23 protein-coding genes are annotated in these 24,763 nt (G+C 39.7%); 17 read left to right on the forward strand and 6 right to left on the reverse strand.

Annotated elements, in window-relative coordinates; all coding sequences use genetic code 11:
- The first annotated feature begins 84 nt into the window (after positions 1-84).
- The 9 genes from spoT (at position 85) to QUE72_RS00555 (ending at position 11,737) form a co-directional block, all read left to right on the forward strand.
- Positions 85-2,193: a bifunctional GTP diphosphokinase/guanosine-3',5'-bis pyrophosphate 3'-pyrophosphohydrolase gene (gene spoT, locus QUE72_RS00515; RefSeq protein ID WP_074497357.1), complete on the forward strand. Its 2,109-nt coding sequence runs from the start codon at positions 85-87 to the stop codon at positions 2,191-2,193.
- Positions 2,194-2,233: 40 nt separating this feature from the next.
- Complete coding sequence (locus tag QUE72_RS00520) at positions 2,234-2,626, forward strand: RidA family protein (protein ID WP_074497359.1); 393 nt, start codon at positions 2,234-2,236, stop codon at positions 2,624-2,626.
- Between the two features lie 30 nt (positions 2,627-2,656).
- Positions 2,657-3,364, forward strand: a complete 708-nt coding sequence (gene trmH / locus QUE72_RS00525) for a tRNA (guanosine(18)-2'-O)-methyltransferase TrmH (RefSeq protein WP_074497362.1) — start codon at positions 2,657-2,659, stop codon at positions 3,362-3,364.
- A 20-nt stretch (positions 3,365-3,384) separates the two neighbouring features.
- Positions 3,385-5,484 carry an ATP-dependent DNA helicase RecG gene (recG, locus tag QUE72_RS00530; RefSeq protein WP_286270870.1) on the forward strand — a complete coding sequence of 700 codons (2,100 nt, stop codon included), beginning with the start codon at positions 3,385-3,387 and terminating at the stop codon, positions 5,482-5,484.
- A 117-nt stretch (positions 5,485-5,601) separates the two neighbouring features.
- Entirely contained in the window at positions 5,602-6,684 is a 1,083-nt protein-coding gene (locus QUE72_RS00535; protein ID WP_286270872.1) for an acyltransferase family protein, read from the forward strand.
- Between the two features lie 75 nt (positions 6,685-6,759).
- Positions 6,760-7,536 (forward strand): bifunctional demethylmenaquinone methyltransferase/2-methoxy-6-polyprenyl-1,4-benzoquinol methylase UbiE, encoded by a 777-nt coding sequence (gene ubiE, locus QUE72_RS00540; RefSeq protein ID WP_074497369.1) that lies wholly within the window; start codon positions 6,760-6,762, stop codon positions 7,534-7,536.
- A gap of 5 nt (positions 7,537-7,541) precedes the next feature.
- Positions 7,542-8,183 carry a ubiquinone biosynthesis accessory factor UbiJ gene (locus QUE72_RS00545; protein ID WP_286270873.1) on the forward strand — a complete coding sequence of 214 codons (642 nt, stop codon included), beginning with the start codon at positions 7,542-7,544 and terminating at the stop codon, positions 8,181-8,183.
- On the forward strand, positions 8,180-9,748 hold the full coding sequence (ubiB, locus tag QUE72_RS00550) for a ubiquinone biosynthesis regulatory protein kinase UbiB (protein ID WP_286270874.1): 1,569 nt from the start codon (positions 8,180-8,182) through the stop codon (positions 9,746-9,748). The genes QUE72_RS00545 and ubiB overlap by 4 nt, the downstream gene beginning before the upstream one ends.
- Positions 9,749-9,829: 81 nt before the next feature.
- Positions 9,830-11,737 (forward strand): metallophosphoesterase family protein, encoded by a 1,908-nt coding sequence (locus QUE72_RS00555; protein ID WP_286270875.1) that lies wholly within the window; start codon positions 9,830-9,832, stop codon positions 11,735-11,737.
- Between the two features lie 67 nt (positions 11,738-11,804).
- Here the strand turns inward: QUE72_RS00555 and QUE72_RS00560 are convergent, their stop codons facing one another.
- Entirely contained in the window at positions 11,805-13,550 is a 1,746-nt protein-coding gene (locus QUE72_RS00560; protein WP_286270876.1) for a DUF885 domain-containing protein, read from the reverse strand.
- Positions 13,551-13,670: 120 nt separating this feature from the next.
- On the opposite strand from QUE72_RS00560, the gene QUE72_RS00565 reads away from it, so the two are divergent.
- The 3 genes from QUE72_RS00565 to mutM are packed head-to-tail and all read left to right on the forward strand — an operon-like array spanning position 13,671 to position 15,903.
- Positions 13,671-14,177 carry a hypothetical protein gene (locus tag QUE72_RS00565; RefSeq protein WP_074497384.1) on the forward strand — a complete coding sequence of 169 codons (507 nt, stop codon included), beginning with the start codon at positions 13,671-13,673 and terminating at the stop codon, positions 14,175-14,177.
- Positions 14,164-15,069 (forward strand): ATP-grasp domain-containing protein, encoded by a 906-nt coding sequence (locus tag QUE72_RS00570; protein WP_286270878.1) that lies wholly within the window; start codon positions 14,164-14,166, stop codon positions 15,067-15,069. The genes QUE72_RS00565 and QUE72_RS00570 overlap by 14 nt, the downstream gene beginning before the upstream one ends.
- A gap of 9 nt (positions 15,070-15,078) precedes the next feature.
- Entirely contained in the window at positions 15,079-15,903 is an 825-nt protein-coding gene (gene mutM / locus QUE72_RS00575; protein ID WP_286270879.1) for a bifunctional DNA-formamidopyrimidine glycosylase/DNA-(apurinic or apyrimidinic site) lyase, read from the forward strand.
- A gap of 5 nt (positions 15,904-15,908) precedes the next feature.
- Here mutM and QUE72_RS00580 read toward each other — a convergent pair whose 3' ends face one another.
- Both QUE72_RS00580 and coaD read right to left on the reverse strand, forming a co-directional pair.
- Positions 15,909-16,349, reverse strand: a complete 441-nt coding sequence (locus QUE72_RS00580; protein WP_286270881.1) for a DUF6491 family protein — start codon at positions 16,347-16,349, stop codon at positions 15,909-15,911.
- Positions 16,350-16,372: 23 nt separating this feature from the next.
- Complete coding sequence (gene coaD, locus QUE72_RS00585) at positions 16,373-16,858, reverse strand: pantetheine-phosphate adenylyltransferase (RefSeq protein ID WP_074497398.1); 486 nt, start codon at positions 16,856-16,858, stop codon at positions 16,373-16,375.
- 185 nt (positions 16,859-17,043) lie between these two features.
- On the opposite strand from coaD, the gene QUE72_RS00590 reads away from it, so the two are divergent.
- Positions 17,044-17,706 (forward strand): TetR/AcrR family transcriptional regulator, encoded by a 663-nt coding sequence (locus QUE72_RS00590; RefSeq protein ID WP_254849540.1) that lies wholly within the window; start codon positions 17,044-17,046, stop codon positions 17,704-17,706.
- Positions 17,707-17,736: 30 nt separating this feature from the next.
- Here QUE72_RS00590 and QUE72_RS00595 read toward each other — a convergent pair whose 3' ends face one another.
- Positions 17,737-18,501 carry a 3-deoxy-D-manno-octulosonic acid kinase gene (locus QUE72_RS00595; RefSeq protein ID WP_286270882.1) on the reverse strand — a complete coding sequence of 255 codons (765 nt, stop codon included), beginning with the start codon at positions 18,499-18,501 and terminating at the stop codon, positions 17,737-17,739.
- Between the two features lie 27 nt (positions 18,502-18,528).
- Between QUE72_RS00595 and QUE72_RS00600 the strand changes: the two genes are divergently transcribed.
- Positions 18,529-19,599, forward strand: coding sequence for a glycosyltransferase family 9 protein (locus QUE72_RS00600; protein WP_286270883.1), 1,071 nt, complete (start codon positions 18,529-18,531; stop codon positions 19,597-19,599).
- A 3-nt stretch (positions 19,600-19,602) separates the two neighbouring features.
- Here the strand turns inward: QUE72_RS00600 and waaA are convergent, their stop codons facing one another.
- Positions 19,603-20,928 (reverse strand): lipid IV(A) 3-deoxy-D-manno-octulosonic acid transferase, encoded by a 1,326-nt coding sequence (gene waaA, locus QUE72_RS00605; protein ID WP_286270884.1) that lies wholly within the window; start codon positions 20,926-20,928, stop codon positions 19,603-19,605.
- Positions 20,929-21,053: 125 nt separating this feature from the next.
- Here waaA and QUE72_RS00610 point away from each other — a divergent pair, with 125 nt between their 5' ends.
- Complete coding sequence (locus QUE72_RS00610) at positions 21,054-21,890, forward strand: alpha/beta hydrolase family protein (protein WP_286270886.1); 837 nt, start codon at positions 21,054-21,056, stop codon at positions 21,888-21,890.
- A gap of 22 nt (positions 21,891-21,912) precedes the next feature.
- Here QUE72_RS00610 and QUE72_RS00615 read toward each other — a convergent pair whose 3' ends face one another.
- Positions 21,913-22,341 (reverse strand): Lrp/AsnC family transcriptional regulator, encoded by a 429-nt coding sequence (locus QUE72_RS00615; protein ID WP_074497990.1) that lies wholly within the window; start codon positions 22,339-22,341, stop codon positions 21,913-21,915.
- A 174-nt stretch (positions 22,342-22,515) separates the two neighbouring features.
- Between QUE72_RS00615 and QUE72_RS00620 the strand changes: the two genes are divergently transcribed.
- Both QUE72_RS00620 and tdh read left to right on the forward strand, forming a co-directional pair.
- A complete protein-coding gene (locus QUE72_RS00620) occupies positions 22,516-23,727 on the forward strand; it encodes a glycine C-acetyltransferase (RefSeq protein WP_074497407.1) in 1,212 nt (403 codons plus the stop codon).
- On the forward strand, positions 23,727-24,752 hold the full coding sequence (gene tdh, locus QUE72_RS00625) for an L-threonine 3-dehydrogenase (protein WP_074497412.1): 1,026 nt from the start codon (positions 23,727-23,729) through the stop codon (positions 24,750-24,752). The genes QUE72_RS00620 and tdh overlap by 1 nt, the downstream gene beginning before the upstream one ends.
- Positions 24,753-24,763 lie beyond the last annotated feature (11 nt).

The following is a 24,763-nucleotide window of genomic DNA, read 5'->3' on the forward strand; positions in this document are numbered from 1 at the left end:
TAAACGTTTCGCTAGCCTACAATACAAACGATGATCAATCACAAAAACAACGTGTCTTCTAATCTGCATTGAAGGAAGTATTGAGTGTATCTTTTTGAACCACTTAAAGAGTATGTATCGAGCTACTTATCGAAAGTACAAATTGATCTGTTAAAACAGGCATACATCGTGGCACGCGATGCGCATGAAGGACAAATGCGTTCAAGTGGTGAACCCTATATTACCCACCCCGTAGCGGTTGCGCATAATTTAGCAAAAATGCACCTAGATCACGAAACCTTAATGGCAGCACTACTGCATGATGTGATTGAAGATACGCCAGTAACCAAAGACGAATTAGCAGAATTATTTGGTCATACCGTTGCTGAACTTGTTGAAGGGGTGAGCAAGTTAGATAAACTTAAATTTGATAACAAAGAAGAAATGCAGGCGGAAAATTTTCGCAAGATGGTCTTGGCCATGACGCAAGATATTCGCGTTATTTTGATCAAATTGGCTGATCGCACCCATAACATGCGAACACTAGATGCTCTGCGCCCAGACAAACGCCGCAGAATAGCGCGTGAAACGCTTGAAATTTACGCGCCTATTGCTAATCGGCTCGGTATTCATGATATTAAAAACGAATTAGAAGTGTTGGGTTTTGAAGCGTTATACCCAATGCGTGCTCGAGCCCTGAAATCCGAGGTTAAAAAAGCACGCGGTAATCGCAAAGAAATTATTAATAATATTCGTGAAGAAGTCGGGCAACGTCTGGCAGAACACGGCATCAATGCAGAAGTGTCAGGGCGTGAAAAGCATTTGTTTTCTATTTATCGAAAAATGAAAAACAAAGAACTAATGTTTAATGAAGTGATGGACATCTATGCATTTCGCGTCATCGTTGATAACAAACTTGATGAGTGTTACCGTGCGTTAGGTGCCGTGCATAACCTCTTTAAACCAATAGAAAGCCGCTTTAAAGATTATATTGCTATCCCTAAAACGAACGGTTATCAATCATTGCATACTTCACTAGTGGGCCCGCACGGTATACCGGTAGAAATACAAATTCGTACAAAAGATATGGATCAAATGGCAGACAAAGGAGTTGCTGCTCATTGGCTATATAAACAAGACGGTGATGATGGCGGTACAACTGCTCAAATGAAAGCCCGTCGTTGGATGCAGAGCCTATTAGAACTGCAACAAAGTGCTGGCAGTTCTTTCGAATTTATTGAAAATGTAAAAACTGATTTATTCCCAGAAGAAATTTACGTGTTTACCCCGGATGGTCGCATTATTGAGCTCCCGATGGGAGCAACGCCCGTTGATTTTGCCTATGCAGTACATACTGATGTTGGTAATTCTTGTGTTGGGGCTAAAGTCGATCGTAAGCCTTATCCGTTAAGCCAAGCGATTGACTCAGGCCAAACTATTGAAATCGTCACCTCGCCTGCGGCACACCCTAATGCAACATGGTTAAACTTTGTGGTAACAGCTAAGGCGCGTTTACAAATACGCACCTATTTACGTTCACAAGAAAAAAATCATTCACACATGCTCGGTAAACGTTTACTCAGTCATGCATTAGGTAAAGTAAAGCTAGACGATATACCACCAGAAAAAATCCAACAAGTTTTGCAAGAAACTAGTAATAAAAGCTTTGACGACTTATTGATCAATATTGGCTTGGGCAACGCGCTAAGTATCGGTATCGCACGTCGGTTAACCGATGAATTTACTGAAGATAGTGAGTTAAATCCGCCAACCAGTAAAACAAAAATGCCGATTAAAGGCACTGAAGGCATGCTCGTTAATTACGGTAAGTGTTGTCGTCCTATACCAGGTGATAGCATTATGGCTTATTTAAGCCCTGGAAAAGGCTTAATGGTACACCAAGCGGGTTGTCGAAATATTAAAGGCACGCAAGAGCAGCATTTATTCCCCGTAAGATGGGATTCAGAAATAGATCGAGACTTTATTGCAAAGTTACGTATTGAAATTATCAACCATCAAGGTGCGTTAGCAAAATTAACCAATGTGGTGGCCAAATGTGACTCTAATGTGCATACCTTGAACTCTGGTGAAAAAGACACCGGTTTATACGTTATCGACTTAGAATTAACCTGTCGAGATCGTATCCATTTAGCGGATATTATTAGAAAAATCAAAGTGATGATAGACGTACAAAAAGTAGTGCGTAATAAATAATCATTTATTAAGGTTTATCTTGAGATAAACAACAAGGACAATTATGAAATCAATTATTCGTACGGAAAATGCACCTAGTGCCATTGGTACTTATAGCCAAGCCGTAAAAATTAAAAATACTGTTTACTTGTCAGGCCAAATACCATTAGTGCCTGAAACCATGGAAGTCGTCGCTGATGATTTCGCCACACAGGCTCATCAAGTGTTTAAGAACTTATCAGCAGTATGTGAAGCTGCCGGCGGCACATTAAATGATATGGTGAAAGTGAATATCTTTTTAATGGATTTATCACAGTTTTCAACCGTTAATGACATTATGTCAGAGTACTTTTCGCAACCATATCCAGCACGTGCTGCCGTGCAAGTTGCCCGTTTGCCAAAAGACGTAGCCATTGAAATTGATGGCGTTTTAGAATTGCCAAACGTTGATTAATAACAGTTTATAACAAGACGTATAAAGAAAATGACACCGGAACGCTTACGCCGAATTAACGCAATGCTGGATATGCGCCAGCCAGATCTTACTGTATGTATGGAAGGGGTGCATAAAACCCATAATCTTGCAGCGGTGGTGAGAACCGCAGATGCTATAGGTATTAGTGATGTACACGCAGTTTGGAAAAATGAACGTATGCGTGTATCAGGTGGTAGTGCTGCGGGTAGCCAACATTGGGTTGATGTGCACAATTATTCAAGCACTAAAGAGGCAATTGTTGAGTTAAAAAAGCAAAACATGCAAGTGTTAGTAACTCATTTGTCAGATACTTCGGTTGATTTTCGTGACATTGATTACACAAAGCCAACGGCGATTATTTTAGGACAAGAAAAGTTTGGCGCATCTGAGCAAGCATTAGCAATGGCCGATCAAGATATTGTTATTCCCATGGTAGGCATGGTGCAATCGTTAAATGTTTCAGTAGCAAATTCAGTCGTGTTGTATGAAGCGCAAAGGCAACGAAAAGCTGCGGGCTTGTATGATACTCCACGAATTGAAGAAGCCCGTCGTCAACGCTTTTTGTTTGAGGGGGGGCATCCTATTTTTGCTCAAGCATGTCAACGAAAAGGTTTGCCTTATCCAAACATAGATGAAGAGGGGCAAATTGTTGCGTCAGATGAATGGTGGCAACAAATGCAGATGACCCAAGAAGCGTGGCAACAACTCGACAACTAATTCAGTAAAAAGGATTTTCAATGGCGTCATCCGCAATAGGACTTGGTAACCTCGCTCGTATTGCGGTTTCATCGCTAAAGGGCGTTGGCCCTAGCATGGCAGAAAAACTCGCCAAAATAGGCATTGAGTCAGTGCAAGACTTATTGTTCCATCTACCTAATCGCTATGAAGATAGAACGCGTATTACGACAATACGCGATTGTTTCCCTGGGGTCTTTACTAATATTATTGGTGAAATTACCCATAGCCAAGTGGTGCAGGGCCGTCGACGTATGCTGGTAGTATCGGTAAATGATGGTACAGGCGGTGTGAATTTACGGTTTTTCAACTTTACGGCGGCACAAAAAAATAACTTATCTATTGGCCGTGAAATACGCTGCTACGGTGAAATGACCCGTGGCGGGCGTGGCCTTGAAATTATTCACCCAGAATATAAATTTTTAGAGCAAGATAGCGCACCAACACCGGTAGAAGAAACGCTTACGCCGGTGTACCCTACTACCGATGGGCTTAGACAAATTACCTTACGTAATTTAACTGACCAGGCTATTGTTCGCTTACAGCGTGGTGATATTGAAGATATTGTCCCTGATGAATTTATTTATGAACCTTATTCGTTAAAGCAAGCCTTAAGTTTTATTCATCGGCCAACACCAGATACTTCGGTTATTCAGCTTGAGGAAGGTAAACACCCTGCACAATTACGGCTGATCAAAGAAGAGTTATTAGCACATAATTTGAGTATGTTAAAGCTTCGACAGTCGGTAGAAAAGTTTCAAGCAGTGCCGTTAACGATTGATAAATCATTGGAAAGGAAGTTTTTAGCTACGCTGCCATTTTCACCCACTAACGCCCAAGCACGCGTGGTTAAAGAAACACGAGACGACTTAACAAAATCTCAGCCTATGATGCGATTAGTGCAAGGTGATGTTGGTTCAGGCAAAACATTAGTGGCAGCTTTAGCCGCTTTAACGGCGATAGGAAAAGGCTTTCAAGTGGCGTTAATGGCGCCAACTGAAATACTCGCTGAGCAACATGCGATCAATTTTCAGAAATGGTTTCAGCCCTTAGACATTGCCGTTAGTTGGTTAGCAGGAAAAACAAAAGCAAAAGCACGTCGAGAAGCATTAGCGCATATTGCTGATGGTAGCGCGCAAATGGTGGTTGGCACGCATGCTTTGTTTCAAGATGACGTGGTCTTTAATCAGCTCGCGCTGATTATTATTGATGAACAACATCGTTTTGGCGTACACCAGCGACTATCGCTTCGTGAAAAAGGTGCCTTTGATGGTCATTATCCGCATCAATTAATTATGACAGCAACACCTATTCCAAGAACGCTTGCGATGACAGCCTATGCTGACTTAGATACGTCAGTCATCGATGAATTACCACCAGGCAGAACGCCAATTACCACGGTAGCGTTACCTGATAGTCGCCGAGATGATGTAATAGAGCGTATTCATCAGGCATGTATTGGTGAAAACAGACAAGCTTATTGGGTGTGTACCTTGATTGAAGAATCAGAAGTACTGCAATGCCAGGCGGCTGAAGATACGGCTATTTATATACAAGAACATTTACCTGAATTACGCGTTGGTTTAGTACATGGCCGGATGAAAGCGCAAGAAAAACAAACGGTGATGGAAGCTTTCAAAGCTGGAGACGTTAACTTATTAGTGGCAACAACCGTTATTGAAGTTGGCGTTGATGTACCCAATGCAAGCTTGATGGTGATTGAAAACCCAGAACGTTTAGGTTTAGCGCAACTGCATCAATTAAGAGGACGTGTAGGCCGAGGTTCTGTGGCCTCTCACTGCGTGTTAATGTATAAAAGCCCACTATCAAAAACGGCTACTAAACGATTAGCCGTGTTACGAGAAAGTAATGATGGTTTCGTGATTGCGCAAAAAGACTTAGAAATACGTGGTCCTGGTGAATTACTAGGAACAAAGCAAACAGGGTTAGCGGATTTAAAAATTGCTGATTTAATGCGAGACGCAGACCTTATTCCTCAAGTGCAGCAACATGCATATTTATTGTGGCAACAATCACCTGATAAAGCGATGGCGTTAATCGACCGTTGGCTCGGCAGTCGCGAACATTATTCTAATGCGTGATAACGATGATTTGCCTTTGTTGTTAATAAACACGAAATACATGAGATAAACTTTGATTTGTATGAAAATAAATTTCACTACAAATAATTTTAATAGCCTTGCAGACGGAAAAATCAAATGGATGTAAATCCCCGTTTTTATGAGATTGACCTTTATCGTTTTTTAGCCGCTACTGGTGTGGTTATTTTTCATTATACCTACACTGCCTTTATGGAAGGTTATGCGCCTATCGCTAATTTTCCTGAATTAAGAGAAGTAACGCGCTACTTTTACATGGGCATTAATTTCTTTTTTGTGATCTCTGGTTTCGTCATCTTTATGAGTGTTGCTGACGGCAGTGTGAGAAAGTTTCTCATTTCACGTTTTGTACGATTATATCCAGCCTATTGGGCTGCACTTATTATGACCAGTATCGCGACAGTATATTTTGGTGGTGAGGTATTTTCTATCAATTGGCCACAGTTCTGGGCCAATGCAACCATGATTAATGAAACAATGGACTATAAGCCAATAGACGGCGCATACTGGACATTGTATATCGAATTAAAGTTCTATCTATTTATGCTGTTTATTCTAGCAACAGGTGTAATGAAGTACTTTCAATCTATTATTGCACTCGTATTAGTCGGCTCGACAGTTGCGTTATTTTTTCCTTGGGCTGTTAATATCAATATGTTTACGGCAATGTTTCCCCATTGGAGTGGTTATTTCGCTGCAGGCTGTATTTTTTATCTCATTCGTCGTGATGGCATTAACTTCTATCGCACTTTACTGTTGGCACTTGCCTATTTTTATATCATTAAGCAATCAACATTGTTTGGGGGACTTATGGGGCAATGGTTCAGTATTACTTTTGACTTGATGGTAATCGTTTGGATTAATAGTGCATTCTTTGCTTTGTTGATGGTGACAGCCTTAGTGAAAGAGAACCCTCTGCGCAAAGCCTGGTGTTACTATTTAGGGATTTTTACTTATCCTATCTATTTAGTACATCAACATATAGGTTACATGGCGTTTAATTATTTTGGTACTGAGAACAATATAACCTGGTTAGTTGTTTTGACCGTTTTAGTCATGGCAATACTTGCGTGGTTAGTACATCAATTAGTAGAAGTAGAAATAGGAAAGCGCTTGTCTGTGATCTTGAAACGTAAATGGTTAACGAATACAGATAAAGCGGTAGATTGTCAGACAGGGTAATAAATGGGTATTAATTATTACCACAAACTGCGCTAAACTAGCAGCACTTTTATTATTCAACCATTGAACGTTACCATGAGTGAAGAAAAACAACCCGTTGATGAGCAAAATGCTTCATCAACACATTTTGGGTATCAAACCGTAGATACCGAAGTAAAAGAGTCTAAAGTTGCCGGCGTCTTTCACTCTGTTGCACAACAATACGATGTGATGAACGATTTAATGTCATTTGGCATTCATCGATTATGGAAACGATTCACTATTGACGCTAGTGGTGTAAGGCCAGGTAACAACGTACTTGATTTAGCTGGTGGAACAGGTGACTTAACCGCGAAATTTTCAAAACTTGTCGGCCGAGAAGGTCGTGTTATATTGGCTGATATTAACAGCTCCATGCTCAATGTTGGCCGTGATAAATTGCGTGATAAAGGCTTAGTGCAAAATATTGAATATGTACAAGCTAACGCCGAATACTTGCCATTTGAAGACAATACCTTTGACATCATTACTATCGCTTTTGGTTTGCGTAACGTTACTCATAAAGATCGAGCATTACGCTCTATGTACCGTGTGTTAAAACCGGGTGGCCGTTTACTGGTATTAGAGTTTTCAAAACCTGAACATGAGATCATGAATAAAGCATACGATTTTTATTCGTTTAATATATTGCCTAAAATGGGTGAGTTAATTGCGAAAGATGGTGATAGTTATCAATATTTAGCGGAATCGATTCGTATGCATCCCGATCAAGAAACTTTAAAGCAAATGATGGACGCTGCCGGTTTTGAGCAAACCAGTTATAAAAATTTAACCGACGGTATTGTCGCACTACACAAAGGTTTTAAGTTTTAATTCGCATGTCTACTATTATGCATCATCAAATGTTGTGCGGCTTTATTGAAAAAGTGGTTAACGCACTCCTTAGCATGAACTTATCTAGTAACGCATCGCTTGTAGCGCTAGAACAAAAAAACCTTGTGGTCTCGTTAGCTGAGCTTAATTTTCCATTATCGTTAACGGTTAGTGATAAACAACTCCTTGTCACTTGCATTACTGAGCGCAGTGATTGTCAAATTGATACGAGCCTTGCAACACTGAAAACACTAAAAGAAGAGCAGCAACTTACCGAGTTAATTAAACAAGATAAATTGAATATTGTTGGTGATGTTAAAGTCGCACAGCAATTTTCTGATGTTTTTCAACAGTTAGACATAGATTGGCAGTCAGAAATAGCAAACTATATAGGTGATGTGCCTACATACAAGTTAGGACGGTTTCATCAATGGCTTTTGGCTAAAGTGATATTTGCTAAACAGCAAGTTTCAGCTGATGCGAGCGAATGGTTATTACATGAAAAGCGTGTATTAGTGTCAAACGGTGAACTTCAGCAATTCTATGGTCAAATTCAACAGGCTCAGCAAGCGGTTCAACAAATAGAACAACGTATTTCACAACTGGATGATGCGATTAACGCATCACATCAGGAGTCATTGTCTTGAAGAGTACACGACGGTTATATCGAATTACCGCAACGTTTTTCCACTACGGTTTAGATGAATTGATCCCACCGAAGTTGATCCCTTGGTATGTCAAAATAATGCGTTGGTCACTGTTTTGGCTTCGCAATAAGCATAAAGAAAAACCAAGAGCTGTTCGGTTTCGATTAGCGATCGAATCGTTAGGCCCCGTGTTTATTAAGTTTGGTCAAATGCTTTCTACCAGACGTGATTTACTACCCGATGACTTTGCAAATGAGTTAGCCTTATTACAAGATCAAGTACCGGCTTTTGATGGCGAATATGCTAGAAAAGTGATTATCAATGCGGTAGGCAAAGAGGTATTTGAGCAGTCATTTTCCCACTTTGAAACCCTGCCTTTAGCCTCAGCCTCCATCGCCCAAGTACATACCGCAACATTGTTACAAGATGGTCAACAACAGAATGTGGTGATCAAAGTATTGCGCCCGGGCATAGATAAAATTATCAAAGCTGATGTGAGCATGATGGCGAAGCTGGCTAAGGTTGTGTCAAGGTGGCTGCCTGATGGTAAACGATTAAGACCAACAGAAGTCGTAGCTGAATATAAGAAAACAATTTTAGATGAGCTTGATTTACAACGAGAGTCGGCAAATGCGATTCAATTAAAACGCAATTTTAGTTTAGGCAGAGAAAACGACCATATTCTGTATGTACCTGAGGTTTATAGCCAATTTTGTCATAAAAATGTACTGGTAATGGAGCGTATCTACGGCGTAAGTGTCGGTGAGGTGGAAACGCTTACTGGCCTTGGCGTAGATATGAAACTGTTAGCTGAACGTGGCTTAGACGTATTTTTTACGCAAGTATATCGTGATAGTTTCTTTCACGCTGATATGCATCCGGGTAATGTTTTTGTTGATGCAACCGATCCTGCAAACCCTACTTGGATCGCAATAGATTGTGGCATCGTTGGTACGTTAAACCGTGAAGATAAACGCTATTTAGCAGAGAATTTTGTTGCATTTTTTAATCGAGATTATCGTAAAGTAGCGCAGCTACATGTCGATTCAGGGTGGGTGCCGCCACAAACAAGTGTTGATGAATTTGAATTCGCTATACGTACAGTATGTGAGCCTATTTTTAATAAACCATTGGCTGAAATATCATTTGGCCAAGTGTTGGTAAACCTGTTTAATACCGCGCGGCGCTTTAATATGGAAGTGCAGCCTCAGTTGGTGTTATTACAAAAAACCTTGTTATATGTTGAAGGGTTAGGGCGTCAGTTATACCCGCAATTAGACTTATGGCAAACCGCAAAACCCTTCCTGGAAAACTGGGTAAAGGAACAAATGGGCGTTAAAGCGGTTTTTGCCAAAGTGAAAGAAAATTTACCTTTTTGGAATGAAAAACTACCTGAAATGCCTGATTTGGTTTATCAGTATTTAAAAGAGGGTAAACACGCGCAACTACAACAGGTTGAATTGTTAAAGCACATTAAACAACAACAACGAAAAAGCAATCATATTTTAGTTTATGCAGTTATTGCCAGTAGTCTAATTATCAGCTGCGCCATTGTGTTTGGCTGATAAGCTGACAGGGTTTTCTGAGTAAGGTAAAGTAACGTGCAAAGCGCTGATTAACCACCATCTGTTCTAAGTGATATATACATGCAACATTCTAATAATAAATCATTGCCTACGTTAATTGCTGGCCCAATTTTAAGGCATGTATCTTCTACAGAAGTCACGCTTTGGTTGGTAACATCTACACCGAGTTGTTTGTCATTATCGTTATTTACCGAGACTGAACAAGTATTTGAACAACAATTAACGCAAGAGCAACACCAAACGATTGATATTGGTAAGCATGCCTATATACACCTAGTGACGTTAACAGATGTAGCGCTTAAAACTGAACAAAACTATTATTATGACTTTACTTTTCATTATCAAACGCAGAACGAAAAACTCAGTGAAATAGCACCCGCGTTATTATATCAATCGCAGCAATATTGTAGCTTTACTGTACCTGATAAAGTAGAGCGTATGCTACATGGCTCATGCCGTAAACCGCACTTTCCTTCAGATGATGGATTAGCGCAAGTAGACGCGGTGATTGAGCAAACAATTTCAACACCAACAGAACGACCTGCATTACTCATGATGTCAGGCGATCAGGTGTATGCTGATGATGTGGCAGGTCCAATGCTATCGGCAATACATCAGGTCATAGCTTTGCTTGGCTTATATGATGAAACATGGCAAGGGGCAGTGATTAACCACAGTCAGCAACTGTATGACAGTGAGTTCTGTTATTATCATCGTGAACGTTTACTGCCTCATACGCGAGCCAATGAAGCACTTTATGATAAGTTTTTTGCTGCAAGTAAAAAGCCCATTTTTACCTCGGTGAATGCTAAGAATCACTTAGTCACCTTAGCTGAATGTTTTGCGATGTATTTATTGGTTTGGTCGTCGGCAATGTGGCGCTTAGTGGAATTTAATACGCCTGACTTATCAGCTGACGATTTAGCAAAGTTTACCCAAGAACAGCAAGTACTCACTGGTTTTCAACAAACATTACCACAAGTGGCTAGGGCACTAGCTCATATTCCAACGTATATGATTTTTGATGATCATGATATTACTGATGATTGGAATTTAACCCGTGGCTGGGAAGAAGCGGCATACGGTCATCCTTTTTCTAAGCGAATTATTGGAAACTCATTAATCGCCTATTGGTTGTGCCAAGGTTGGGGGAATGCACCGAAAAAATTTACCGCGTTAAATAAAGAGGCAAATAAATATTTTGCTCAGGGATACTTACAACTCGACGAACTGGTTGAACGCGTGCTTGATTGGCAAGACTGGCACTATAGTTTACAAACTACACCCAAAATAGTGGTGTTAGATACTCGTACGCAACGTTGGCGTTCAGAAAGCCGCTCTTCTAAACCTTCTGGTTTAATGGATTGGGAGGCTTTGTCAGAAATGCAACAAGAGCTCATTAATGAGCCTCAAGTTATACTCGTGTCAGCAGCACCAATATACGGCGTCAAGATGATTGAAACTATTCAACGTATTTTTACGTTTTTTGGTCAACCGTTAATGGTTGACGCAGAAAACTGGATGGCACATAAAGGCACTGCTAATGTCATGCTAAATATTTTTAGGCATGTTAAAACACCGCCGGAGTTTATTATTTTATCTGGCGATGTACATTATTCGTTTGTTTATGATGTTAGCCATCGTTTTCAGCGTAGCCAATCTAAAATTGTACAAATAACCAGTAGCGGTATTAAGAATAAGTTTCCTGATAAGTTATTAAATGCCTTAGATAGATTAAACCGTGCTTTATATGGACCATATTCGCCGCTTAACTGGTTTACTAAGCGACGGAATATGAAAGTGAGAGTGCGTAAACCAAGTAACAGTAAAAAAGGGCTCACTTTAGTCAATGCGAGTGGCATAGGTGAAATACGATTAACACATGATGAACATATTGTTCAGGTAAATACGTTAACTGCATCAGGAGAAGCGATTCATTTTACCGTTGACAAAGATGAAGCATCGTAAGCTTCTTTAAGTTAAGCAATTCTTATGCGAGCATATTCGCCGTAACGAAATATGCTCATCAACATATTTAAGCACTTTGTTTTTGTTGGTTAATCCAGTCTATTGTTAATTCTTCAAGTAGTGCCATCGGCAAGCTACCATTCTTTAACAGTTGATCATGAAAAGCGCGAATATCGAATTTATCGCCAAGTGTTTGCTCTGCTAATGCACGTAATTCACGGATTTTAATTTCACCAATTTTGTAAGCGAGAGCTTGAGCTGGCCAGCTGATATAACGATCAATTTGGGCGATTACATCTGCCATACTTAACGCCGTATTCTCAGCTAAATAATCGATGGCTTGTTGTCTGCTCCAGCCTTTAGCATGCATTCCTGTATCTACTACTAATCGACAGGCACGCCACGCTTCATAGGTTAAACGGCCAAAATCACTGTATGGGTCTTGGTAAAAGCCTATTTCTTTGCCGAGGCGCTCTGAATACAACCCCCAGCCTTCACCATAAGCTGCATGATAGAGGGTTTTACGAAATTCAGGCATATCGACTTCTTGTGCAATCGCACTTTGTAAATGATGTCCAGGTTCAGCTTCATGAAAGGTCAACGCTTCAAGCGTGTAAAGTGGCTGGCTTTTTAAGTTTTTAGTGTCAATAAAGTAAGTGCCTGACGTTGTGCCACTACCATCTGAGGCAACATAATAAGCTCCGCCGTTTGGTGCTGGCTTAATATCAAACGTTTGACGTGGTAGCACCGAAAACCATTTTGGCAGTTGAGCTGCCATTTTACGGGTGATATAACTGGCTTTTTCGATTAAATCTCGTTCTGTATCAGTATAAAATTTTTCGTCTGTTCTCAAATAGGCAATAAAGTCTTTAAAACTGCCATCAAAACTCACTTGTGAAATAATTGTCTCCATTTCAGCACGAATACGTTTAACTTCATCTAAACCAAGTTGATGAATATCATCCGCTTTCATGTTAGTTGTGGTATAAAATTCAATTAAATATTGATAGTAATCTTTACCACCAGGTAAATCACTAATACCGACGGTTTTACGACAGTTTGCCATGTATTGATTAATAAAAAACTGATGGAATTTCTTATATTCAGGGATGACTTTTTCAGTAATGAGTTGGCTCGTTTTTTTGGTAAAATAAGCCTTGTCTTGTGCTGAAAATGAAGCAGGCATGTTCGTTATTGGCCCATAAAAAACACTGTCTTTCGCTTGCTCAACAACATGTTTACTGATCGATTGGTCATAACCTTCAAAAGATTGGCAATAATGCACGTGACCTTGCTTAATTGCTTGGGTGAGAGTGTTAATATGTTCTTGATTGTAAAGTGGAAAATCAGCAAGGCTAATTAAATACTGTTGATAATCTTCCTTGGTTAAGAAGGACATGTTTGCTGGCGCACCTGCGAAATAACTGTGGAACCCTGAGTAATAATTTAACGGATAAAAATGATCAAGTTGTTGATAACTTTTGGCTTCTGTTTGGCGTTCATACTCAAAGAGTCGATAGGTCACTTGCTCGTCAGAAGTTAAGGCGTCTTGGTCAATTTTAGCTAAACGTTTCAGCAATTGTGCGTTATATTTTTCACGGCGATCTCTGTCCGCTTTCGACATTTCAGGCAATTTGCCATTCATGCGGAATGCGTCAGGATCTTTTCTGAAGAAAATTTGTTCTTGGTTTGCTGTTTTCCAATGGTCGTTGAGTAGTTGCGTAAAGGATTGAGAGGCAGTTTGTGCTGTTGCCGTGACACTTATGCCAAAGGCGATTACACTTGCAACAACAAGTTTATTTTTATTATTCATCTTATTATCCTGATTAATAGGTATCACGATGGATTATAAAGCATATAGTACCAAGGTATAATAAGCAGCATTAATTGGCGATAACAACTTGAAATTTGCAAGTTTACATAAAGGGGCATTATGCTTAAATTATCTCGTGCAGGTTGGAACAACGTCATTATTTTTGGGGTTTTGGCTTTTATTTTATTAATTAATGCCACCCATGAAAATGTCTTTACAGACGAGCAAGCGCTACAAAAAGATGACAGCTTTTTCCCAAACTCTGCGGTTATCTTAACCATGTCGTTAAATCAACAAGTCACCATCGAGCGTATAGGAAAAACATGGCGTGCTACTCCTGCGGTCATTGAGGGACAAGCGTTGGCGCAAATGATGCGCTCATGGCAGCAATTGTCAGTCGAGCCCACTACCCCCAATAATAATGTTGATCCGCAATTATCGTTATTAGTGAGTATCGAGATATCAGGTCAAGATGAAGCAATAAACTTACGATTAAACGCACAAACTGATCAGTTGCTCATTTATCATCAACAAAAAGAACGTTGGTATGTATTACCCTTAGCGATGTATGATCAGCTTGTTCCACAAGAAATTTTCGGGTCAAAGTTATTAAATGATAATGCGTAAATGTGCTTTTTTATCCATGGATTCGTTAGATGACTTTGAGTCTTACGATCACCTCGTTGAACCCCATTTGAATGCTTTAGGCTGGCAATTGGATACCATTTCATGGCGAAAAAAACAGGTGAATTGGTCAGACTATGAAGCAGTGATCATTAGAACGCCGTGGGATTACCAGCAAGACGAACAAGCTTTTTTAAACGTGCTAGCTGAAATAGAGCAATCGAGCGCACATTTAGAGAACCCGTTAGAGATTGTGCGTTGGAATATTGATAAAATTTATTTGCAATCGTTAGAACTGCTCGGTGCAACCTTAGTGCCTACGTTGTGGCATTCACGATTAGCAGAACAATCTTTAACAGAACAAATGGTTGATAATTTTTTTGCACATTTTTCCTGCGCGCAATTGATTATTAAACCGAGAATTAGTGCTAATGCGGATAATACCTTTTGGCTCGATAGAGATTCCGCAAAAGCGCGGTTAATTCAACTAAATAAAACCTTCAGTAATCGTGACTTTATGGTGCAGCCTTTTATGGAGCATATTTTAAATGAAGGTGAATATTCATTATTTTATTTTAACGGGCAATATAGTCACGCCATTTTAAAAACACCAAAAGAGCATGATTTTCGTGTTCAGGAAGAATTTGGCAGTCGGTTAACACAAATAACCCCTGAGCCAGCGTTGCTTAAAGCGGCACAAACGTGCATGGCTGCTATAGATAAGCTGCATGTTATGCCCTTATATGCTCGTGTCGATTTTGTTCGTCATCAGCACGGGTTTGCATTAATGGAAGCAGAACTTATCGAACCCTCTTTATATTTTAATATGGATCAACAGGCCGCAAAACGTTTCGCTGATGCGTTTGTTGAACGTATGCACCAGTTAACCTTATAAGAAATTACTATGCCTGAATTACCCGAAGTAGAAGTATGTCGTTTAGGGATCAGCCCACATATTGATGGTCAAACCGTGAAAAAGGTGACTGTTCGTCATAAACAGCTGCGCTGGCCGATCCCCGAAGAAGTATTATTGCTCAACGGGTTAACTGTATTGGCGGTTAATCGACGGTCTAAATATTTATTAATAGAATTTACTACAGGAACCTTAGTATTACACCTGGGAATGTCAGGAACCATACGTGTTATTGATGAACATACTCCTGTGGCAAAACATGATCACTTCGACCTAGCTTTTACACATGGCAAGGTATTACGATTAAATGATCCAAGGCGGTTTGGCGCGGTATTATGGTTGGCTGATCATCAGGATGAACAAGGGCTTTTTACTCGTTTAGGGCCAGAGCCCTTAAGTGATGCGTTTGCATCGGGGTATTTATTCGAAAAAGCAAAAAACAAACGAGTGGCAATAAAATCATTTTTAATGAATAACCATGTTGTTGTGGGTGTGGGGAACATTTATGCCAATGAAGCGTTGTTTTTAGCAGGTATATCGCCGCTGACAATCGCAGGTGATATTAGCGAGCAACATTATGACCGATTAACTGATATCATCAAGCAGGTACTCGCAGCAGCCATTGAGCAAGGTGGTACCACGCTCAAAGACTTTACCCAAGCTGACGGAAGACCGGGCTATTTCGCGCAAAAATTGTTGGTTTATGGCCGAAGCGGTAAGCCTTGCATAAATTGCCAAACGCCTTTACAGGAAGTCAGGCAATCTAATCGTAGCTCGGTGTTTTGTTCTCAATGCCAGCCAGTAGTGAGCGTATAATCAGTTTACTGGTTAGAGGTTTCTTCTTCCGGTGGGTTTTTTATCGCAAATATTGCATCTTCTTGTTCTGATGTGATCGGGTAAATTTTTTCAATGCGACAATTTAATGCTGGTTGCCCCGGTATTCCTATAGAATCAAATTTTGCGTGCAGTGAAGAGTCCATTGAGCGCTCTAATTTGATGGTATGTGCCCAACGAATATCTGAACAATAACCTAATAACTCTATTAAGTATTTACGTTTTGGCGATGAAGTTAATACAAGAAACTCATCAGAAATACTATTCCAACCATGAAAACGAAATGATGAAACGCGATCGACAGCGGTTATGTCATTAGCCGTAATATAGTGGCGTATATCGGTATTCATCTGTGTTAGATTGGTTGAACGATTGGCACAAGCAGTGATTACTGTTAATAACAAAAGAATGACACTGTGCTTAAACATATAAATTCTCCTTTAGGGAATCGTTAATTGTTCAATAATTTAGTTTCTAGGGCTTTTTTTACAGCAGGGTGAACAAATTCGCTTACATCACCTTGATGAATGGCGACTTCTTTAACCAGTGATGAAGATATAAATGAATTTTCTTCCGCGGGTGTAAGAAAAATACTTTCAAGTTCAGGTGAAAGTCGTCGATTCATATTGGCTAATTGAAATTCGTATTCAAAATCAGACACTGCACGCAAACCCCGGATTAATACGGTAGCTTGGTGTTCTTTTGCAAAGTTAACCAATAAACCCGTAAAGCCGACAACGGTAACATTGCTAAGGTGTTGCGTAACCTCTTGTATTAACTCAACGCGTTGCGATAAATCAAACATCGGTTGTTTGCTAGGGCTTGCAGCTACGCCTACGGTAACTGACGCAAATAATTTGCTCGCGCGTTCAATAAGATCAACGTGACCATTAGTGACAGGGTCAAATGTACCTGGGTAAATTGCTTTAACGTTCATAAAAATTCTGATTTTTCAAAGGTAATGTTTATTTTAGTCAGCAATTACATGGAAGACAACACAGGCTTATGCATTATCTGTCTTGACTATGACAAGTACAACTTAAAGTATTTACTCGAATATCTTTACCTCGAGTAATTTTTGATAGTATGATGTTAAAATTGAGCAATTAACAAAGCAATCTAATGAGCATGAAAACCCGTGATAAAATAATTCAAGCCAGTATCGAGTTATTTAATGAGCAAGGAGAGCGAAACGTAACCACCAACCATATTGCTGCTCATTTAGGTATTAGTCCAGGTAATCTTTATTATCATTTTCGCAATAAAGAAGACATTATTTTGTCGATTTATGAAGAATATGCTCGTAACTTGCTTCTTGAAACCTTTCCACAAGTCAACCCGAATACTAAGCCGCTTGATACTATTATTTTATATATGGATGCCGTATTTCAGGCGTTAATGAAGTTTCGCTTCTTTTATGCAAACCTACCGGTACTTTTGGCAAAAAGTCCACAGCTTCATGAAAAATATGTTGAAGTTCAACATACCATTTCGCAACGGTTAAGCGAGATGCTTATCGCGTTACGTGATGCTGATATGATGACTTTTGCCGATGATGAATTGGCTGATATTGTTAGTATTTTACGTTTGATAAATACCTTTTGGTTAAGTTTTTATCAAACGCAAAATGAAAACACTGAAATAAATGATTCTGTATTTTTAGATGGTGTTTTAAAAATATTAGTCATGATCAGGCCGTATATTACAGAATCAGCGATGAATGACTTTTTAACGGCTAAAGCTATGTATCAGAAACGACATAGAGATGCGTTAGCGGTAGCTTAACACGTGAAGTTACCGCTATATTTAGATTTATTACGCTAAATAGCCGGTTAATAGCGCCTTCCAGAATTCATTCTGCCAATTAAAACTGCTGTTTAATTGTTTTTCTTTATTGAATGATCTGAGTAAACGATTCATATTTGCTTGCTGCCATTGGCGCTCTGGCGTTCTTTGTTCACCGCGGTCAAAATCGATTAACCAAATTTTATCGTTGTTATCGATTAAGATGTTGTGTGCGTTTAAGTCATGATGATAAATACCATGATGATGAAACTGTCTGAGGCAGCTGCCAATCTTTTGCCATTGCTGATGGCTTATTACTTCACACTTCAATATTGCAACTAAGTCTTTTGCTTGTGCTATGCGTTCTGTCAAGATGTCTGCTTGGTAAAGCAACCCATGCTTTTTGACCTGGATGGCGACTGGTCTAGGTGCAGGCAATGATAATGCTTGCAGTTTTTTCAGTAATGCAAATTCACGTGCCGCACGGGTATTTTGATGACCAGTAAAGAAATAGCTGTCATGAATTAGCTTGCCAATTAAACCACCACGATAATAGTGTTTTAATACCCACTGATCTTTATGATGTTGCACAAAATATGTTGTACCTCTACCTTGTGCCGTGCCAACTACAGCGTTTTGCTCTTGCCAATAGCTTGGAGTAAGCATTGTAGGGGAGAAAGTCTCAATTTTATTTGCATCGTACAGGCAAAAAATATTACCTTGCTGGAAAGGTTTTTCATCACAGGGTTTTACAATTGTGGAAGGGTTCAAGATAATAGCGCCTAATATAAACATTCTATCTACTATTGTGGTGATTCCTTTATGCCGGGTCAATTAGCAGCACCAAAAACTTTATGTATTTTACGTCTTTCAGCGATCGGTGATGTTTGCCATGCTGTTGCGGTGGTTCAACAAATCCAAAAGCAGTATCCAGATATTAAGATCACATGGGTCATTGGCAAAGTTGAGGCAATGTTACTTGATAAATTACCAGGCGTAGAGTTTGTTGTTTTTGATAAATCAGCAGGATTGAGTGGCTATCGTCAGCTTTCACAGGCATTTAAAGGACGAAAATTTGATGTGCTTTTACATATGCAAGTAGCATTAAGAGCCAGTCTTGCTAGTTTATGTATTCCGGCAACAACTAAAATAGGTTTTGACCGCCAGCGCGCGAAAGAAGGGCAGTGGTTATTTACAAATAAACGTGTTGAGCCGCTTGAACAACCACATGTGTTAGATGGTTTTTTAGGTTTTGCTCAAGCAATAGGGGTAAATGTTGAAAAACCGACGTGGAACATGCCGCTTAGCGACGAAGATTTATTATGGGTAAGTGAAAAAATAGCGACGGATAAACCCATTGCGGTGATTTCACCTGCAGCCAGTAAAGTAGAACGAAATTGGCATGTTGAAGGTTATAGTAAAACGGCAGATCATTTATCAGCATTAGGTTTTCAAGTGGTGTTATGTGGTGGGCCTACTACGGTTGAAACGTTATTGGCACAACAAATAGAAAGTCAAAGCCAACACACGCTATGTAATTTGGTAGGGCAAACCACATTAACACAATTGTTATCCGTTTTAAAATTAGCACATTTAGTGATCGCGCCAGATACTGGTCCAGCTCATATGGCGGTTACTGTTGGCACACCTGTGATAGGGCTTTACGCACACTCTAACCCACATCGAACAGGGCCTTATTATTATCAGCATTATGTTGTTAGCTGTTATCAGCATAATGTACAGCAACAATATGGCAAACCTTTAGCAAAACTACCTTGGGGTATTCGAGCAAAAGGTAAGTTATTAATGAATGGTATTTCGGTGGCACAAGTAAAAGATAAAATTAGACAATTAATCGCTGATCATTACCCAGAAATGGTAGGAAGTGAATAGCGATCAACAGACTCTAGATTTACTGTTATTAAGTAGGGTAAGTATCGCTTGTTGAGTTTTACAACTCGCCCCTTGATTCTGTTTAACCACGCTTAATGCCGCCTTACCCATGTGTTGGCATTGCTCGGCGTTATTTAGCAGCGAGATAGTCTTCTCTGCTAATTGTTGACTGATGATTTCTACAGATGAGCCAGCATTATATTCAAGTTGACATAAACCACTAGCGCTGAGTAATTGTTGGGTAACCTCTTTAAAATTAGCCATGTCATGACCGACAATAATTGGCTTTTCAAATAATGCAGGCTCTAATGGGTTATGACCACCAATATTACTAAAGCTTCCCCCCATTGTAACGATATTGGCTAAAGTACAGCAGGATAATAGTTCACCAAGCGTATCAATCAACCAGATATCATGATGTTGTGTTACCGACATTTTTTCGCTGCGAGAAACTAACTGCCAGCGATGATCGAGACAGCTTTGTTTCACCATCGAGAATCGTTCAGGGTGTCTCGGAACTAAAATCATTAACAAGTTGGGTAACGCTTTTTTAATTCTTGTGAAGGCAGCAAGTATAATTTCTTCATCACCAGGATGTGTACTGGCTACTAGCCATACCGGCCGTTCATTTTCAATATACTGATTAAGCTCATTCGTTTTAGCGGTAGTTTCTTCCGTTACGCTGATGTCATATTTTAAGTTTCCGGTTACTTTGGTATTTTCAGCTTTGCTGCCTAATGAAATAAAGTTTTCTTTATTATCATTGCTTTGAGTTAATATTTGTTCGAAGTGCTGTAAGCTAGGTTTTATTAACCAAGAGAGCTTACGATAACCGTTCATTGAATTGTCAGATAATCGACCATTAATTAATAATAGTGGGATAGATTGATTAGCACACTGAGCGATGACGTTCGGCCATAGTTCGGTTTCCATCAAAATGAGTGCAGCTGGCTTGAGCTTGTTTAAAAATAACGTACTACAAGGCCAAAGATCTAATGGAAAGTAACAATGTTGTACGCTCTCACCAAATATTTTACTAACCTGGGCAGAGCCTGTGGGAGTAAATGTTGTTAAGGTGATTTGAGGGCAGTTAGCTTGTGCAATTAATTGTTGTACTAACGGTTTTAAGGCGATTACTTCACCCACACTCGCGGCATGGATCACAATCGTATTTTGTTTAAAGTTTTTTGGTACCCAGCCTAAGCGCTCAAATAATCGTTGGCGGTAGGCAACGTTATCACGTGAACGTATCAACAGCGCTAGTAAAAGCAAGGGTGACAATAATAAAAAAATAATACGGTAAAGTAATAAGCTCAAAAAAGTACGCACAATTCTTTAAATATTTTGCAATAAAGTACTCAGTATACTGGAAATGTTGTCGTTAAATAATCTGTGTTTGGTAGTTTAGTGAGAAAAAATAAGATAATCTGTTAAATAAGCATAAAGAAAAGGGGATGACAGTGCGTTTAATCAAGGTGTCTATGCAGTATTTAAAAGCAATGCGCCGGTATTGCGTTATATTCTCTTTAGTCTTAAGTGTATTTTCCGTGAATGCTTGGCAAAGTGAAGAATTGTTAGCCACTGAAACTTCTGAAAATGAAATCCCAATGCATCAAGTGACGATCACCGCGAATGATGGTTTTGAACTGGTCGCGCAATATTATCCCGGAAAATCTGATGCTTCAGGCGTATTGTTATTACATGATTGTCACCACGAGAGTAAAAGTTATCAAACATTACTAACGACCTTATCTTCATTAGGTTTACATGCACTTGCCGTTGATTTTCGCGGTTATGGGAAAAGCACGTCTGAAAAATTTTCTCACGCAACCATAAGAAGTAGCACTAAAGATTTTGCTACCTACCAATTAGAAGTGGCGCGATTAACTGCATTTTGGCCAAGTGATGTATTAGCAGCGCATCAATTTTTACGGGAAAGATTAAATAATAATGCCGAAATGGCAGTGGTATCTTCCGGCTGTTCTGCGGTACAAGCGATTGAGTTAGCGGAAAAAATGCGAATAAATGCTTTTGTTATGATTACGCCAGAATTAACGTACATGCAGAAAGAAAGCTTTAAAAATTTGATCGACATGCCTATATATTTTCTCAGCTCAGTGTATCACGCGAATACTTTTTTAACCGCTAAAGAGCTTTTTGATTGGAATGGTGATTCTCGTTCCCTGTCGCAAGTATTTAAAGGCGCAAAGCATGGTGACTCATTATTAAATGGTCGTCGTTTTATCATCAAAAATGTAGCATCATGGTTAGAAGATACACTTGATCATTAACCGATGAAAACTCTTTGTCGGGTTAACGTTCAAAGATAGTATCTAAAATAATTGAAGAATTTGTTCTTTCAACGCCATCCAATGCACAAACAATATTTAACGTATCACTGAGCTTTTCAAGTGTTGCTGCTTGTACCGTTACCAATAAATCAAATTCACCACTGATGGAATAAATGTGGCTGATTTGATGCATTTTTCGCAAGGTAATACTGATGTTCTTACGTAAATTGGGGTGTACTTTCAGCGACACATTGGCCGAAATCATTTTATTGTTGTATTCACTGCCTAACACAATGCTATAGGCTTTAATAATACCGTTGTTTTCTAGTTTATTGATGCGATTTTGAACCGCTGTGCGTGAAACGCCTGTTGCCCTGGCAATATCAGAAACACTCGCCCGTGCATTACAGCGTAAAATTGATAAAAGCTCTTCATCTTTTTCTGATAACACCATTTCAGCCTTCAATTTAACTCATATATACCCACCATGTTACATATTGACTACTTTGCCTGTCAATATGACTAAAAATAAATGCAATTTGATAATTTATGTCACTTTCTTTGTAAATTCGTCTAGGCTGATAATATTGCACATAACAGATCACTTAATAACCAAGGAATTACTGTGACAAATTCAGCATCAACAACGACGTTTTATCATCATTTAGCAGAGCAAATTGAACAAGTAAAACAAGATGGCTTATATAAAAGCGAGCGTGTGATTACTACCGCACAACAGGCAAAGATTGCCGTTAATACCGGTGAAGAAGTGATTAATTTCTGTGCTAACAATTATCTTGGCTTAGCGAATCACCCAACCTTGATTGAAGCGGCAAAAACAGGTTTATCAGAGCACGGTTTTGGTATGGCGTCTGTTCGTTTTATCTGTGGCACACAAGATATTCATAAAACCTTAGAAACTGAGCTTTCAACATTTCTTGGCATGGAAGACACCATTTTATATTCTTCTTGTTTTGACGCAAATGCGGGATTATTTGAAACTTTATTAGGCCCTGAAGACGCGATTATTTCTGATGCATTAAATCATGCGTCTATCATTGATGGCGTTAGGTTGTGTAAAGCAAAACGTTTTCGTTACGCGAACAACGACATGAATGAATTAGAGTCGCGCTTACAAGAAGCAGATGCTGCCGGTGCTCGATTTAAGTTAATTGCAACCGACGGTGTATTTTCAATGGATGGCGTGATCGCCAATTTAAAAGCGGTATGTGATTTAGCCGATAAATATGGTGCATTGGTGATGGTAGATGATTCACACGCAGTAGGTTTTGTGGGTGAACAAGGTCGAGGTAGCCATGAATATTGTGACGTAATGGGCCGTGTAGATATTATCACTGGTACATTAGGTAAAGCCATGGGTGGTGCTTCTGGCGGCTATACGTCAGGTAAGAAAGAAGTTATTGACTGGTTACGTCAACGTTCACGTCCCTATTTATTTTCAAACTCACTAGCTCCTGCCATTGTGAATGCGTCGATTAAAGTACTTGAATTATTGGCAGATGGTGACGATTTACGTAAAAAGTTAAGAGAAAATGCCAGCTATTTCAGAAATAGCATGGAAGCGGCAGGCTTTACATGTGCCGGTGCAGACCATGCAATTGTACCAGTTATGCTTGGAGATGCGAAAGTGGCTAGCGCTATGGCTGATAGACTATTAGCGGAAGGCATTTATGTGATTGGCTTTTCATTCCCTGTTGTGCCAAAAGGACAAGCACGTATTCGTACCCAAATTTCAGCGGCACATACGCAAGAGCAATTAGATAAAGCCATCGAAGCATTTATTCGTATAGGCAAAGAAATGGGAGTCATTTCATAATGAAATCATTAGCTAAGCTACATGCAAAAGAAGGCATTTGGATGACAGATTCGCCTGAGCCAACGCTTGGGCATAATGATTTACTGATCAAGATAAAAAAAACAGCGATATGTGGTACAGATATTCATATATATAACTGGGACGAATGGTCACAGAAAACGATTCCTGTTCCAATGGTTGTTGGCCATGAATATGCCGGAGAAGTTGTTGGTATTGGTGAAGAGGTAAAAGGTTTTGCGATAGGCGATAGAGTATCGGGCGAAGGGCATATAACGTGTGGCCATTGCCGAAACTGTCGAGGTGGTCGTACGCATTTGTGTCGTAATACTGTTGGTGTTGGTGTTGATCGTGAGGGGAGTTTTGCCGAATACTTAGTGATCCCAGCTTTTAATGCCTTTAAATTACCGGATGAAATTTCGGATGATCTCGCTGCTATATTTGACCCGTTTGGTAACGCTGTACATACTGCGTTATCTTTTGATCTTGTTGGCGAAGATGTACTTATAACAGGTGCCGGGCCTATCGGCATTATGGCTGCTGCAGTCGCAAAACATGTGGGTGCTCGTCACGTTGTGATCACGGATGTTAATGAATACCGCTTAGATTTAGCGAGAAAAATGGGCGCAACTCGTGCCGTAAATGTTGCTACTGAAAAGCTTGCAGATGTTATGAATGAGCTTGGTATGTCAGAAGGCTTTGATGTTGGTATGGAAATGTCGGGAGTGCCCATGGCATTTACTGACATGCTCGATAACATGAACAATGGCGGTAAAATTGCCATGTTAGGTATTCCTGGTAGTGATATGGCGATTGATTGGTCAAAGGTCATATTTAAAGGCCTAATCATAAAAGGGATTTATGGTCGCGAAATGTTTGAGACTTGGTATAAAATGGCAAGCCTTATTCAGTCTGGCTTAGATTTAACGCCGATCATTACTCATCACTTCGATATTGATGACTTTCAGCAAGGATTTGATATCATGCGTTCAGGCCAATCAGGCAAAGTGATTTTAAACTGGGAGTAACAGTATTGTGA

The organism is Thalassotalea hakodatensis (genome assembly GCF_030295995.1).
Taxonomy (GTDB): domain Bacteria; phylum Pseudomonadota; class Gammaproteobacteria; order Enterobacterales; family Alteromonadaceae; genus Thalassotalea_C; species Thalassotalea_C hakodatensis.